Annotated in this window: 12 protein-coding genes; 2 read left to right on the plus strand and 10 right to left on the minus strand. The window is 65.6% G+C overall.

Going from position 1 to position 15,008, the window contains the following annotated elements; all coding sequences use genetic code 11:
• Positions 1–13: 13 nt before the first annotated feature.
• Positions 14–706: a hemerythrin domain-containing protein gene (locus KY501_RS24350; RefSeq protein WP_224365649.1), complete on the minus strand. Its 693-nt coding sequence runs from the start codon at positions 704–706 to the stop codon at positions 14–16.
• A gap of 507 nt (positions 707–1,213) precedes the next feature.
• Between KY501_RS24350 and KY501_RS24355 the strand changes: the two genes are divergently transcribed.
• On the plus strand, positions 1,214–2,185 hold the full coding sequence (locus KY501_RS24355) for a hypothetical protein (RefSeq protein ID WP_224365650.1): 972 nt from the start codon (positions 1,214–1,216) through the stop codon (positions 2,183–2,185).
• A 543-nt stretch (positions 2,186–2,728) separates the two neighbouring features.
• Positions 2,729–3,481 carry a hypothetical protein gene (locus KY501_RS24360; protein ID WP_224365651.1) on the plus strand — a complete coding sequence of 251 codons (753 nt, stop codon included), beginning with the start codon at positions 2,729–2,731 and terminating at the stop codon, positions 3,479–3,481.
• A 63-nt stretch (positions 3,482–3,544) separates the two neighbouring features.
• On the opposite strand, the gene KY501_RS24365 is transcribed toward KY501_RS24360, so the two are convergent.
• From KY501_RS24365 to KY501_RS24405, 9 genes are all read right to left on the minus strand, one after another.
• On the minus strand, positions 3,545–3,775 hold the full coding sequence (locus KY501_RS24365) for a DUF5953 family protein (protein WP_224365652.1): 231 nt from the start codon (positions 3,773–3,775) through the stop codon (positions 3,545–3,547).
• Positions 3,726–4,289 carry an imm11 family protein gene (locus KY501_RS24370; protein WP_224365653.1) on the minus strand — a complete coding sequence of 188 codons (564 nt, stop codon included), beginning with the start codon at positions 4,287–4,289 and terminating at the stop codon, positions 3,726–3,728. Before KY501_RS24370 ends, KY501_RS24365 begins: the two co-directional genes overlap by 50 nt.
• An 18-nt stretch (positions 4,290–4,307) precedes the next feature.
• On the minus strand, positions 4,308–5,663 hold the full coding sequence (locus KY501_RS24375; protein WP_224365654.1) for an AHH domain-containing protein: 1,356 nt from the start codon (positions 5,661–5,663) through the stop codon (positions 4,308–4,310).
• A 320-nt stretch (positions 5,664–5,983) separates the two neighbouring features.
• Entirely contained in the window at positions 5,984–7,390 is a 1,407-nt protein-coding gene (locus KY501_RS24380) for an HYR domain-containing protein (RefSeq protein ID WP_224365655.1), read from the minus strand.
• 320 nt (positions 7,391–7,710) lie between these two features.
• Entirely contained in the window at positions 7,711–8,862 is a 1,152-nt protein-coding gene (locus KY501_RS24385) for a VWA domain-containing protein (protein ID WP_224365656.1), read from the minus strand.
• Entirely contained in the window at positions 8,859–11,375 is a 2,517-nt protein-coding gene (locus tag KY501_RS24390) for a DUF5682 family protein (RefSeq protein ID WP_224365657.1), read from the minus strand. Before KY501_RS24390 ends, KY501_RS24385 begins: the two co-directional genes overlap by 4 nt.
• A gap of 3 nt (positions 11,376–11,378) precedes the next feature.
• On the minus strand, positions 11,379–12,545 hold the full coding sequence (locus KY501_RS24395; RefSeq protein WP_224365658.1) for an ATP-binding protein: 1,167 nt from the start codon (positions 12,543–12,545) through the stop codon (positions 11,379–11,381).
• A gap of 16 nt (positions 12,546–12,561) precedes the next feature.
• On the minus strand, positions 12,562–14,169 hold the full coding sequence (locus tag KY501_RS24400; protein ID WP_224365659.1) for a hypothetical protein: 1,608 nt from the start codon (positions 14,167–14,169) through the stop codon (positions 12,562–12,564).
• Between the two features lie 12 nt (positions 14,170–14,181).
• Positions 14,182–14,772: a hypothetical protein gene (locus KY501_RS24405; protein ID WP_224365660.1), complete on the minus strand. Its 591-nt coding sequence runs from the start codon at positions 14,770–14,772 to the stop codon at positions 14,182–14,184.
• Positions 14,773–15,008 lie beyond the last annotated feature (236 nt).

Below are 15,008 nucleotides of genomic sequence, written 5' to 3' on the forward strand. Positions count from 1 at the left end.
CATCCCGCTGCGCTCACGGCAGCAGCCCCAACTGCGCGAGCTGGCGAATGTCGGCCGGGTTGAGCACAGGCCTGACGGCGTTCTCCATGATGGCGGCATAGACGTCGGGTGGCACCGCAGTCTTCACTCCGCCGAGCAGCGTAGCCCGCTCGGCGGGATTCATTGCGGGTGCCAGGTGGCCGAGGAAGTACATGAGGGCATCGGGATCGAGGCTGGAGGCGATCGATTGCTCGATCGCCATCAGCTCGTCGTCGGTGAACAGCGTGCAGAGCAGCGGCCATGTCTGCTCCTCCTCCTCAAGCATGTGCTGCAGATCCTCCGCGACGAAGCCGCTGAAGGCGAGATACAGGCTGCGGCCCGCCGCGACCGCGCGCCCGTCCTGCGCGCGTTCCACTGCTCGGATCGCCTCCTCGAGCATCGCAAAGCTGGCGCGATGCTCGGCATGCTGGCGGGCGAGGGTCGCACTGGCGCCTGGCGCGCGAGCCTCGATGGCGGGATGGATGTACTTGTCCTCGTCGATGAGGTGGAGATTATTCATCGCCAGATGCTGCCTCAGGTCGGCGAGTAGCGCGCCCTGGTCAATGGAGAAGTCCGCCCGGCCGAGCCGGCCGAGCATCTCGGCGTTGGCGTGGCGCAGGCCCTTGTGCGCGGGTCCATACAGGTCGAAACGACCGGTGGTCGCGCCGGTATCGATGCGGGCGTTCATGAATTTCTGTCCTCCAGCGGCAGGGACCGATACGTGGGTAGCGCTTGTCGCGTAAGCCTTTGTCCGGTGCGATCGGTTGCCAAGCGGCGCTGTTTCTGCCTCGACACCGGACGGCAGCACGCTCGCTCCCAAAGCAGGCGTGGAGGAGGTATCGATCGCCCGGATCCAGATAGCAGAATCGCGCCCTTGTGGATGAGAGACGAGGTGAACACTTCGGCCAGCAGCGCTTCGTAGGACTTCTGCTGGTGCAGGGACGTTGCTTAAGGACGCGGTGCGCTGGGAACCGGCCTGCGTCCTGCGGGTACCCGGCTCATACCATGATGGAAGCAGGTTAGGAGCCCCCCAGCGCTCACCACGAGCCCCACTGCTGCGGGGCTTATCGTCACCTATCAGCGCGACGATGGTCGCCCGGAGATTTTCTGCATCGTTTTCTCCCTGGTCGGCTCTCAAGTCTCTGGGGAAGGGCGGGGAGGTTTTTTCCTTGAGAAAGGTCATTCAATGATTGCCGTGAGCCCGAAACTGAAATCCGTAGCCACTTGCTTCGCTCTCTTGTTCCTCCTCACGGCGAGCTCCGCCTCGGCCCAGGTCTTCTCGTCGACGATCCGGATCACCAGCTACTCGGCGCCCTCCCACATCAGCAACCCGCTCACGGGCTTCAGCATCAACTTCACCCTGTCGGGCTACCAGACGGGCTCGCTTGGCGCGGGTGTCGCGACGGTCCGGTTCTATCTCTCCGACACACCGTCCGGGAGCAATCAGGTGTACCCCCTGGGCCTGAAGTACGTCGGGCTGTCGACGGGCTCGGGACAATTCGGGCCGTTCTATGCGCCCTCGGGGACCATCACGGCCACCCTGTCTCAGGCGGACATGGACACGGCCACGGTCGCCCTGTTGGAGAACATCGTCACCGGCTGTCAGCCGCAGAACTGGTACATCCTGGGCTACTACTCGGGGGCGGGCGGCAGTCTCGCCTACTCGTCGTCATCGATTGGAGACTGGCATCAGTCCGACCAGTTCTTCATGGGTGGAGCGCTCAGCCCCAGCGTCATTCAGCCTGGAGGCACCACGAACCTCTCGTTCACGCTGTATCGGCAGTGCCCTAGCGCGTACTCCCCCTCGAGTGTGGGGCTCTATCTGGCCGATGCGAACTACCAGCTGCTCTCCTACATCGGCAGCGTGTCCACCCCGGGTTACTCGGGGGTCACCACCCTGCAGCCCACGGGCATCACGTTCTCTCCCTACATCCCAGTGGGGACCTACTACATCGTGCTGATCGCGGACGACGATGGCGTGGTCACCGAGGTCAATGAGAACAACAATGTCGGCGCCCTGATGCTCAACATCACTTCGAGTGCTCGGCTCAGCCAGGGGCATGGCGAGGCCCGCTTGGAGACGGAGGTGCCCCTGTCGGGCGATGCCACCTCCCTGGTGCGGGGCCTCAAGCCCGGTGCCTCGGACGCCTACCTCCACGAGCGCTGAGCCAGAGGAGGTGCGGCACGCCCAGCAGCACCGGCCCCAAGGCTGGAAGCACTCTCCCGGAAACGCGGGTCAACGATCTGCGTGTGTCAGCAGTGGCGAGTGGCTACTCCTGACTGTGTCAGCAGTACCGAGCCGAGTGGCTACTCCTGACTGTGTCAGCAGTGCCGAGCCAAGTGGCTACTCCTGACTGTGTCAGCAGTGGCGAACCGGGCACCGGTCCAGGTGGCACCGTCCGCGAACGCGGACGGTCGCTGTCTCGAGCAGAGAAACGCACCCTCGTCCATTCAACGGTTTACAGGGCCGCCTGCGCCTGCCGTTCGTGGCTGCACCCTCGTAAGCTCCTGGAGTTTCAGTTCTTTTCTTCGCACCGTCTCCCAACGCGGACGAATCGTCCGCGTCCGCGGACGGTCCCCGAAGGCCTGTTCGCGTAAATGCCCGTTCTCGCAAGCACCCAGTGGTTGGCGCGCCGCGTGCTCTAGGGCCGCTCAGCCGCAACCTCAAGCGGCCGGGACGCATGGTGCGTTCCCAGGGGGAGAAACACCCATGTTCAATCTGTTGAAGTTCAAGGATGTCACCCGCGGCACTGCCCAGGGCTCGGTCGCAAGCCCCGCAATCCCGGAGGACGCCACGCTGGATCAGCTGGGCAGCGAGATGCTGCAGCTGATGGCGCAGGGAAACAGCAGCTACCACCGCATGGGGCAGCTCTACAACCACATCGTGGAGAAGCGTATGGCCGAGAAGGCCGGCTACAAGGATGCCCGGGACTACTTCAGCCAGAAGCTGGCCGACCTGTCCCAGGCGACGCTGACGACGTACGGGGCGGTGGCGCGCGCCTTCAGCGAGCCGGTGGCGCGACGCTTCGGCGTCACCTGCCTGAGCCTGCTGCTCAGCTACAAGGAGGCCACGGACGTGGCGGTGAACGCCGAGGACCCGGGCCAGACGCCCATCGAGGTGCCGGACGAGAAGGGGCAGGTGTCCACCCAGCCGTTCGGGGCCTGCAGCGTGGAGCAGATGCGCCGGGCGTTGCAGCGCAAGCGCAAGCCGGCTTCCAGCAAGCCCCTGCCGCAGGAGGCCCAGGTGCTGGCGGAGCAGTACGGCGAGGCGGTGGCGCGACGCTTCCCCACGGGCACAGGCACCATCGTCAAGGTGACGGTGCGCAACCAGAAGGGCAAGGCGGTGTTGGACTTCAAGGGCATTCCCTTGGAGCAGGTGAACCGGTTGGCCGAGGCACTCACCGGCGAGCTGCCCTCGGTCGACGAGCTGCCGCAGTCGCCGCTCAACGCCAAGCCGTCGTAAGCCTGAGGCCGTGAGCCAAGGCCCCGCGTTCCTGTACAGGGGACGCGGGGCCTTTTCTCGTCCTCATGAGTCAGTACGCGGCGAGGGATTGTCGAGATCCAGCGGCGTCTCTGTGAGCCGGACAACCCACCCGTCGCTCGCGGTGCGCCACGCCCGAGAGAGCAAGTCCCCATCGAGGACAGGATCCGGGAAACCGATAGCCCGAGTAGCGGGAACCCTCGACAATGGCCCTCCGAGCCCAGCTCTAGACCTCCTCGAACCGCGTGCCCGTGGCTCCCATGCGCTCCAGGGCATCCTTGATCTCCCCGGAGACGATCAGCGAACTCCGCCACCCCTCAAGACGGAACACCCGAGCGCCTCCTACCTTATTCTTGTCGATGCGTAGGTCTCGCACGGAGGCATACTGGCCGACCTTATGAGGTACTCCGTCCTCGTGCGTCCAGAGTCGAATGCGGGACGCCTTTTCGTCGATACAGCGGATCAGTCGTGTGGCCACGAGGATGAGGTACTGATCCGGTTGGCCTTCCACATCCACTGGGATGAGTTGCACATCGTCCGGGGCCAGCTCCGTGAACAGGGACGCGACCCGGACATGAACCACCGGGATCATGATGCCCGCCTCTGTGAAGTCCAGCGGCGTTCCCGCGATCTCGACGGAGATTTTGAATCGCTCCTTGAGCAGGACGGGGGACCCATGCCTGAACTGCCCATCGTCCACCTTGAGGCCTTGAGCGTTCCGGGGCATCGCCAAATGCCAGCGGCGCGGGAGTTCTACCTCGTCGGATAGCTCGAAGAAACGCCTGGGCATGGGCTCCACTTAGCGCGGTTACTGGCGGGTGACGAGTTGGTTCAGTTCTGTTCCCGGGGTAGCGATCTCCCTGGCCAATGCTCGGAGTGCTCCAGTCAACGCCTTACGGCAATCGACAACGGTGCTACAGCTTTCCGTTGCCTCGGCTAATTCCTTGTAAACCATCTGATGATACTGCTCGGGGTGGGGGCCGTAATGCCCGGGCAGCGGCATCTTGTTCGCCGGGTCATCCAGCGTCATCTCAGCTTTGGCGAAGATGTCCCGGAATCGCGGCGACCACGTGCCCCCGCGCGCGGTGGACTTCTCGTTGCAGATGGTGGCGATGTGGTGCGTCTCGACACAGGGAGCCTTGTTGCCACTGCCCCGCGCCGCCATGGCCACCGCGTTTGCGGGCAGCGTGATGCTGATGCCCTCGGCAGTGACCGCGATCTCCTGCACCGTCTCCAGCGCGGGCAGAGAAATTCCAGCTTGCCCCTCGGCCTGCATGGCCACCTGCGCCGAGCCGGGCAGCGTCGGCACCTTCGCCGCGAACAGTTGCGTCGTTGAGCCTATGGCCGCGACCAGCAGCATGGCCAATGCGCGCGCGGACTCTCGCCCGAGAATCCTGCCGAAGCTCTCGCCCGCCTCGCGGATCTCCTCGAAGGTGGTTGCGGCCTTCGCCGCCTCCGTCAACTCCGCCCAGCCCGTCACGAGGTTGCGGAGCGTGTCATAGCCCACATACAAGAGCATCCCGACGCCCAACACCGCCACCAGCGCCGGAGCCACGGGATTGAGGAGCATGATCAACAGCATGGAGCCCAACGTCCACAAGGCCGCACTCATGAGGGCGCGGAATTCCACCATCTCCCCCAGCGCCTTCTTCATCTCGTCCAGCACGGGGCTCTTGCTCATGGCCAGCGCCCAGACGTAACGGCCTTGCATATCCAGGTAGTGCCCTTCCACCAGCGCGCCCCCGAGACAGTCGCCGTAGAAGTTGTAGGCGCTCCGGCACCAGAGCCGGTAGCGCTCCGCCAGCGCAAGCTCCTCTTTCGTCAACGTGCCGTCCCAGGACTCGCCGGGCCCTGCTGGCACCAGTTTCTTCTCCCGCTGGAGGTAGAGGTAATTGCCGCTCTGCGGGTCCATCTGAAACGCCGTCTCCGCCGTCTGGCGTGGGGTGCCTGCCTGCCGTACCTCGCGCGCAAGGCGCCTGACGGCCTGCTGGAACTCCTCTTCCTCCAGCTCCACCGGTTGGAGGTCTGCTGTGCGGGGGATGTGGACGACGGCCTTTCCCTGGCCCGTGTCCTCCACGCGAGGAGCCCTTGGGATGCTGGCGCACCCAAGGACCAACACCAGGAGCAGCGCTTCGGCCTTCCAGAGCATCCGCCACAGCAGCATGTGTCACCCCTTCGTATGAGGAGGTGATCAGGGTAGAGGGCAGCTCCGGAGAAGAGGAGGAGTCGCCGGGTGGCGCCCGTGCTTCACCTCCGAGCGCCCTACGGGGGCAGCCTCCCTCCCAACGCTGACGCCTGGACGCTCGCCACGTCCCTGCTCCCTCCCCAAGTAGCGCCATGCTGCCGCAACTGTCCCGTCTGCTGGGTCGCCCGCCACACACCCACGTCGTTGCGCTCCACCGACCCGAGTTGGAGCTGTTCGACACGCGCGCCACCAGCCCAAGCTGGAGCTGACCGACGACGAGCGCCACCGGGCTGCCTCCGTCATGCACCGCGGCGGCGGGCCGCGAGGGGCACGAGCAGCAGCAGTGCCCCCCAAGGAAGCGCCGACACGAGCGGCGTGGTGCACCCACAGGAACCGGCCTTCTTCCGCACCTCCACCTCGAAGGTGCAGAACGCGGCCTGCTCTGCCTCGTCCTGCGTGCGCGCCGTAACGGTCGTGACGCCAATGGGGAAGACGCTGCCAGACGGCTCGCTATAGGTGATCTCGAGCTCCGAGCTCTGATCATCCGTGGCGGTCGCCGGAGGGTATGACACAGCGGCGCCCTCGGAGTTCGTCGTCTCGACAGCCACCCGCTCCGGACATTGGATCTGCGGAGGAGTGTGATCGGTCATACACGCCAGATGCGTGGCCCACACCTCATCCCCAATGACACCATCGTCCGGAACGAAGAACAGGTGCTCTCCGGAGGGAAAGAGTCGAATCGGAGAGCGCACGGTCGAGGGGAGCTCCACCTGTCCCCCCATCCCGTCACTCGCCCGGCGCCAGAAGAACGCCGTCTCCGACGCCGAGACAAGGAATTGATCGTTCACGGAGGCGATCGCGTTCACCCCACCGCTGATCTCTGCCTCGGGTTGCTGATCCTCCGGGTTGAACTCGCGCAGGCTGTAGGTCCGCTCGGGCGAAGGCTGAGGGCCCCCGGGCCAACTCTGGAAACTCTGGCGGAGGAAGATCTTCCCCGCGGCCCCCACGTGCTCGACGTTCTCGAGGCTGCAGCAGCGGACGATGGAGTTGCCGAAGAAGAAAGTCCTCTCGAGTTCGCTCGTCCCCTCGGGTGTTCCATCGGTCTTCCACAGCTTGCTGGGAGCACCGTTCACCACCGGCCCGCCGAGGTAGAGGCGGCCCTGGGTCTCCGCGACAGCCCCAATGAGCCGAGCATCCGAGAGAAGCACGGTCCCGTCCTGCGTCCCGTCACTCGCCCACAGTTCCCCCCCATCCGTGTCCACGCTGGCGAAAGAGAGGACGAGCCGCCCATTCACGGCGTTCAGCCCCCGAGCCTCCAGGCCCGGAGTGAAGCTCTTGATGACAGACGTCCCGCCCGCGGTCCCATCACTCTTCCACAAGCTGAAACCCACATGGGTATCTCCCGCCGTGAAGAAGAGCGTCTCTCCCAGGGCCGCGAACGCTCCGAAGGGCGTGCTGGCGGCCCCCGGCGTGAGGTCCGCAACCTGGCTCGTACCCTCGGGGGTGCCGTCCGTCTTCCACAACTCGGTCCCTGTCTCTGGAGTGGAGGCCGTGAAGAAGAGCCTCCGGCCGGCCGCGGCGAGTTGGCGGAGATCCGGCGAGACCGTGACCCGGGATGTGCCCGCCGCGGTGCCGTCACTCCTCCACAGCTCGTCCTGGGAGGAGAGGTGAAGGGAAACAAAGAATGTGCCCTCCGCGGAGGCCATCTGCTCAACATAGGCGTCGGACGGTGTCGCCCCCAGGATCCGCCAGGGAGCACACCGGATGGGCGGGGATTCCATCGCTCGCCGGGGCTCGGCAACCGAAGACGTGCTCGCTGCGAGGGACAGAACCACAGGCACTGCTGACACCGCCGACCTGAATGCCATCGCTGCTCCTTTACCCAGACAGAGTTCCGGGTCATCGTTGCAGGCCCAAGCACTCTCCATGCCAGGGAGCCTCCCCCATGGCTCGCGAGCGAGGCTCGAGCACCGGCTCGATGGACCACGACATCCTCGTCAGGGTTCCACAGCGCGGCGAATGGCTCTCAGCCGGTGATGATCTTCCCCATCGCCTCCGCCAGCTTCTCCGGCGTGCACACCAGGATGTCCATCCCTTCCTTGCGCAGCCGGCCCGCGGTGTGCCGGTTGTATTGGGGCTGTGCGTCATAGCCGAGCGCCCCCAGCCCCACCATGCGCACGTTCGCGTCCACCAGCCGCCGCACCGCGCGCACGAGGTCCTCCTCGGAGCGGCCTTCGTAGAAGTCGGTGATGAGCACGACGATGGTGCGGGCAGGCTCGCGCACCAGCCCCGAGCAGTATTCCACGGCCCGGGTGATGTCAGTGCCGCCTCCCAGCTGCACGCTCAGGAGCACGTCCACCGGCTCACCAACCTTGTCGCTGAGGTCCACGATCTGCGTATCGAAGAGCACCAGCGAAGTCTTCACCCCGGGCAGCTTCGCGAAGATCGACGCCATCACCGCCGAGAAGATCGCTGACTCCAGCATCGAGCCAGACTGATCCACACACACGATGATGTGCCAGGGCCGCTTGTTCTTCTCGGCCGCATGGAACCAGACCCGGTCGATCAGCAGCTTCTGCCGCTCGCCGTTCCAGTTCTTCAAGTTGCGCCGCAGCGTCGTCCGCAAGTCCAGGTTCTTGAACACCCGCCTCGGCGAGTGCTTGTCCTTGCGGAGGGCGCCCGTGATGGCCTGCTCCACCCGCACCTCGAGCTTCTTCTTGAGCTCGTTGACGACCTTGTCGATGACCTTGCGCGCCAGCACCCGCGTCTTCGGCGTCAGCAGGTCCTTGTGCGTCAGGAGCGTCTTCACCAGCTCCACGTTGGGTTCGATCCGCTCCAGCAGATCGGGCTGATCCAGGATCTCGCGGATGCCTTTGCGCTGGACGAGCTCTCGCTCCAGCACCTCCTTGGCTTGCCGGGGAAAGAGCTCGTTCACCGAGTCGATCCACCGGGGAACCGTGAGGTTCGAGCCGCCCGAGCCTGCGCCCTTATCGTCGAAGAGAAAGGAGAGCGCCTCCTCCGCGCCCTCGCAGTCCCCTTCGCCCGCGCCGGGGGAGAAGCGAACGCCGCATTGCTCGGCGCTCTTGCCGAGCACGAGCCTCCAGCGATTGATCAGCCCACGCTCCTCCTCGCTCAAGTCTTTCAGCGACCGCGTGCCAGTCTTTGACGACTTGCTCATGCGAAGTCCCAGGCTTTCATGATCTCCCCCACCCGCGCGTCGATCTCGGAGAGCTTCACCGCTGCGCCGACACTCGTCTCCAACTTCGTCACCGCCGCGGCGTCGTCATCCTTGAGGCCATACATCACGGCGACGCGATCCCCGAGCGAGACGCGAGCGCGCGCGTGCACGGCCTCGAAGGCGCCGCGCGTGCGTGGGAGCAACAGGAGAAACTGGTCCCAGGTGGCCGCGCGCAGCAGATCGTCGATGGCGTGGACGATGCCATCCGCGCCAAGCATCAACGCCGTCTTGCTGGTCTCCATGACGCCGCTCAGGTAGTCCCCGCACTGGACCATCTCTTCGGGCAAGGCCTTTGCGAAGCGCGCCACGTCGGCCGCGAGAGCCTCGGGCGATTGGGCGCGGCACTCCGTCAGGACACCTGAGAGCGCGCCTCGGAGGCGCTGGCTCTTCGAATCGGCGAGCGTGGTGCGCGCATTCTCGATGAACAGGTCGCGATCGAGGTCCGCCCCCTTCTCGCTGAGGAGCACCTCGGCGAGGCTCTTCACCCCGGCCACCACTTCGTCGAACTCCTCGGGCGGGACATTGGCGGCGTTCGGCATGGCGAAGCACGCGCGGCCGAAGCACCTCTCAATGAGCTCGTCGAGGATGTCTTTCTTCAGGCGGCGCCGTACAGCCTGACGCTCCAGTACCACGAGATGCGTCAATGCCTTCCCGAGCGATGCGAGGCGTGTGTCCGCATCGATCGCCCCGCCGGCCGACGCCTGCAGTCGTGTCACCATCCCGGGGAGATCCATGTTCACGGCGCGCAGCAGGCGCTCCGCGACGGCACCGGCCGAGCCCGCGTCCTGTGCCAGTTCCTCGTCGAGCTTGGCGAGCGCCGCGGACTCCACGCTGTCACCGTGGATGCTCTCCTCGATGAGCGCACCCTCGACCTTGGGTGCCCATGCGACCTCCCACTCCTCGGTGAACAGGGTGCCCGCCTTGTCGACGTCCAGCTGTTTGGCGAAGGGAATGCCGATCTGCACGAGCCGGTGGAAGAAGATCGAGCGCTTCTCGTCGCCCGCCTGTTGCAGCTTGAGGACGACCTTGGCCTTCCTGTCCCTGGCGATGTACTCGCCGAGGTCGAGCTCGTCGATCGCCTTGTAGAAATCGTAGAGGAGCGGGAGCTTGCCGAGCGCGGGAGTGACGCGGCCCACGGCCGTACCGGTCTCGACCGCCTTCATCGCGCTCAGGAGGTACCTCCCCTCCTCCTGCGGCGAGCCCTTGCAACAGCAGGAGATCAGCGCGTCACGCACGTCATCGAGGATCGGCGCGGAGCGGTTGCGCAGGCTCGCGAGCATGCGCGCATGCTGCGAGACCGAGATGGCATCCGCCGAGGACAGGAGCTCTCCGTCACGCCTACCGCGCACCAGCACGCTGACCACGTGATCCACCATGGCGGCGACAGGCGCGTTCGCCGGATCATCCTCGGAGTACTCGAAGAGACGCTCGTAATAGAGGGGCGCGCGGTTTCCGGCCCCGTAGCCGGTGTCGGAGCTCGTCCGCAGGTACGAGTACGGCGCCACGGTGTTGTAGACGGTGCCGGACGGCAGGGGCCGAACAGGCTCCGTGCTCTTCTCGAGGAAGATGTGGAACCCTCCGCACACCACCATGGCCTTCTCGGGTGGAGTCTTTGTCTCCGAGAGGGTCCGCGTGATGGTGCTCCACATGTGTGCTTCGCGCACAAACGTGCCGTCGAGCTCCATCCGCTCGCGGCTGGTGGTGGCGCGTACCGCGGCGCAGAAATAGGCCAGGTCGCGCCGGAAGCTCTCCGTGTCCACGTGGCGCAAGGACACGTCGAAAAGCGCATCCCAGAACTCATCGAACGAGCGGTACCCGGCCGCCTCCGCGAGCCTCTGGTAGAAGCTGCTCTCCACCGCGAGGTGTTCCCAGCCTGGCTGGCTCTCAGGGTGGTCGGCCTCGTGATGCTCCTCATCGTGAAGCGGCCCTTCCTCTTCTTCGGGAGCGGGCTGCTTTGAGCCGGTGGCCTCTGGCGCTGCCTGGAGTCCTCGCTCGGCCGCGCTCTTCAGCCGGGCACGGTAGGGCAGATCGATGAACACCACGCGCGCCCCGATCGCGGCGGCCTCACGCATCGCCACGTACTCGGGTGAGTACGGGAGCAGCGGATAATAGACAGACACCTTGAAGGGCACATCGGGCGCCGGGCTCTCGATGCCCGCGAGCCCGAGCGTGTTGTCGTCGTCGCGGTACGAGGAGAACAGCGCGATCGGCGGCTTGGTCTTCTTGTCGACGATGTGCGGCACCAGCTCCGAGGCATCCGAGGGGGCCTCGATGAAGACGATCGATGGGCGCCGTGTCCGGATGGTCTGGGCGACGTGGCGCGCAACCGCGGGCGAGTGATGGCGGACCGGGAACCAGTGGAGGGGCTCGGCCAGCACGGCGTGGGCGCGCGCTTCGATGCGCTCGGCGTCGAGCTCCTCGAGAATCTGGGCGATGGGGGCGGCGGGAGGCATGGGCTATTTGATGGCAGCGGTGGCCGCTTCGTAGAACGCCTTCCACTGCGGGTCGCCCTCCCCGCGCTTCTTGGCGACCAGGGACAGGTACTCCTTGAGCACCTTCACGTCGTCGAGGTCCTCCTTGACGATCGAGCCCACGAGGTTGCGGCCGATGGAGTCGGCGCCCACGACGCCCGAGCCGAAATAGCGGCTGTGGATGGCGGCATCGAGCGCCACGCCGATGGCCTCGGCGGTGGACAGCGTGGTCGAGGGCTTCTGGATGTTGACGCCCTCGGCCGTCACGCCACTGCGCATCTCGCGGAACACCGTGGCGAGCAGCTTGAGCACGGGCTCCTCCACCCGAGCGGCGATCTTGTAGCGCTCGATCAGCTCCTTGGAGCGGGTGCGGACGATCTCCACCTCGGTCTTTTGATCGGCGACCACCGGGATGTGCACGTAGTTGAAGCGGCGCTTGAGCGCGGCGGACAGCTCGTTGACGCCCTGATCGCGCGCGTTGGCGGTGGCGATGATGTTGAAACCAGGCTTGGCAAACACCATCGCATCGCCGGGCAGCTCGGGCACCGCGATGGCCTTGTCCGAGCAGATGGAGACGAGCGCGTCCTGCACGTCACCGACGCAGCGGGTGATCTCCTCGAAGCGGAAGATGGAGCCCTTGCGCATCGCGATCATGCACGGCGAGGCGATCATGTTCTCGGGCTTGGGGCCCTCGGCGATGATGCGCGCGATGTTCCACGAGTATTTGATCTGCTCCTCGGTGGTGCCAGCCGTGCCCTGGATCGTCAGCGTCGAGCAGCCACTGATGGCCGCGGCGAGGTGCTCGGAGAGCCAGCTCTTCCCCGTGCCGGGATCTCCCACGAGGAGCAGTGCGCGCTCGCTCGCGAGCGTCACGATGGATCTCTCGACGATGGTGTCGTCACCGAAGAACTTGCGTGTGATGGGGACTTCGACTTCGGCACCGTTGATGGTCGCGGTGAGGGGCTTCTTCGTCCCGACGATGTAGGCCAGCACCGAGCGCGGAGACAGCTTCCACGCGGTGGGAACCTCGTCCTTCTCGTTCTGGCGCAGGGCCTCCAGCTCCTGGGCGTATTTGATCTCCGCCGGCTCCTTGAGGATCTCGGAGACAGGGGGGGCTGCGGTCTCTTCAGATTTCTTCGCGGGTTTCGCCATGATCCTTCACCAATCCTCAGAACAGATTGCCCACGAGGGCGGAGACATCGAAAGTCTTGTCACTCAGCATGAGGTGCTCCGGGCCGTCGCCCTTCTTCACCTTCGGCCTGGCCTCGCCCTTGGCGCTCTTCTTCTTCGAGGCCTGGGCCTTGGGCTCGGACTCGGGCTCGGGCTCGGAGGTTGCGGAGCCGGAGGAGAACAAAGACAGCGGCAGGAGCATCATGCGGCCGAACTCGTAATAGGTGATGCCATAGAGGAGAGGCTTGTCAGCCTGTTTGAGCGCCGCGCGCAGGCGTGGCAGCAGCTCCTCTCCGTCCGGGCCATCTGGAATCACCGCATCGAAGGAGAGCCCGCCCGCGCCGCCGAGCGCGAAGATCCGCCGGCCGTCGCCGGTCTTGATCGGCTGCTCGCTCATCGTGGCGCCGGAGATGACAACCTCCTCTTGCAGCTCGACCGCGAGATCGAGCGGCCCCGGCGAGTGGCGCTTCACATGCTCGAGCGCCGCGGCGGGGTCGAACAGGAAGAGGGGTTGCCAGTCCTTATAGGAACTGCCCTCGTTCACGGTGCTCTTGGGCCCGAGTGCGAGCCGGCCGCCGCCGCGCTCGTCGAGCATCAACGCCGCGTCGGTGATCTTCACGACCTTGTCCTGACGGAAGACCCTGGGCATGAACTTCTGCGGCTGACTCAGGTGCAGATAGGCCTCGGCTGGAAGATCCTTCGCCTTCCCCTCGGCCTTGCGCGCGAACACGAGGCTGTAGGTGAGGCTCCGTCCCACGAGCTCCGGCTCCGCGGCGCCCACGATGCGCAGCTTGAACTCGAACGTGTAGGCGCTGGCAACGGTGCGCTTGAGCACGCCGAGCGTGACGACGTCGATGGACTTGACCGGCCGGGGTGCAGTCGCCGGTGCAGCGGCCAGTGAGGCGAACAGCGCGTCGTTCTTGTCGCGGATCGCCTTCACCATCCCGCGAGCGAGGAGCCACGAGCGGTGGAGGAAGAACGAGAAGCGCCGGATCGAGAACTGCGGGTCGCTGGCAAGGTAGCGTCCGACATCGTCGTTGACGTAGCGCAGCGATGGACCAAGCCGGAGGAACTTCCGGCGCGAGGCTTCCTTGAAGGAGGCGTCGATCTTGGCGCGCGTGGCCTCGGTGGCGACGGGGATGCCCGTGCGCACCAGATCCTCCACCGCGCGCGACAGCTCCTCCAGGAGCGAGAGCGCGCCTTTGGGATCTTCGATGGGAGGCGCGGCGGCAGGCGGCTTCACCGCGGGCACAGGGGACGCCGCAGGCGCTGCGTCCGCCTCCTCACTGTCTTCCTGTGCGGCGACGTATGCGGCCCACGCCTCGGCTGCGGCCTCGAGGCTGAGCACGCGTTCGAACACGTGCAGGCTGGTATGCGCGGAAAGGAGCGCACGCGGCGCGTCTTTCGAGCCAGCACTGGCGGCCCGCAGCGCATCCGTCAAACGTGACGCGATGTGCCCGGCGCCAATGCGCTCCCACTGTTCGGCGAGCGAGGCGAGCTTCTTCCAGTCCGCGGCGGACGACGATGCGAGGCCGCGTACGTAGAGTTGCTCGAGTTCCGTGCGGAGGGCGTCCGCTTCCTGTCCGACCTCATCGAGGCTGTTCATCGGGCGGGTCGATTACAGGGCGTAATAGTCTTCAGGGGTGGTCTCTGTCGGGCGCCACTCGATTTCGCCGGCCTCGGCGCCCTTGTATTTGACGAAGGTGGCGCTCATGGCGTCCTTGTCGATCACCGGCTTCTTGCCTTTGGCCGCCTTCGTCCACTCGGAGAGCTGGCTGGCGTTGATCTTTCCGCCCTGCACGAGGCCGATCATCAACACGAGCATGTGCTTGCAGGGCTTGTTGCCGCCGAGCCCTCCGCACCGGTTGAGGTTCTGCGTGCAGCACATGAAGTTCCCGTGCTTGTCGATCTTGCACGCGTAGAAGAGCGAGTAGTCCGTCTGGCTCTTGACCACACCGGTGACGTGCTCGTCGGTCACCTCGTCAAAGAGCTGGAAGCGATCGCTCTGGAGCATCGAGGTCGCCTTCTGGACTCGGGCGGAGTCGGTCTGCTTCCTGAGCTGCTCGACGAACCCCGAGAGATCCAGGGTGCGCGTCGGCGCCGGGGCGGAGGCCACCGGGGCGGGGGCTGCGGCGGACGCCGTGGCAGGTACAGCCGACGTTCCGGTGTTACCGGACGTAGCGGGTCGGATGATCTTTCGTGTGGCCATGACCTTCCTCTGGAGTGCGCAGTCTTATGAAGACAGGACACCTGCTGTCTAGCAACCACCCCTGACGTTACGGGTCAGAACGCGAGGCGCAACCCAAGGTGCCCCCCCGATCTACCACTACTGCGTTAGGGGCAGGATTACCAAGGGAGCAAGCAGCCGTGGGTTGCGCGCTTTGGTACCTGTTGCATCCGTGCTGAGAGGCCCTACCTATGAGGTATGGAGCCGTTCATGAATGC

The sequence above is a fragment of the Hyalangium versicolor genome (genome assembly GCF_020103695.1).
GTDB lineage: Bacteria > Myxococcota > Myxococcia > Myxococcales > Myxococcaceae > Hyalangium > Hyalangium versicolor.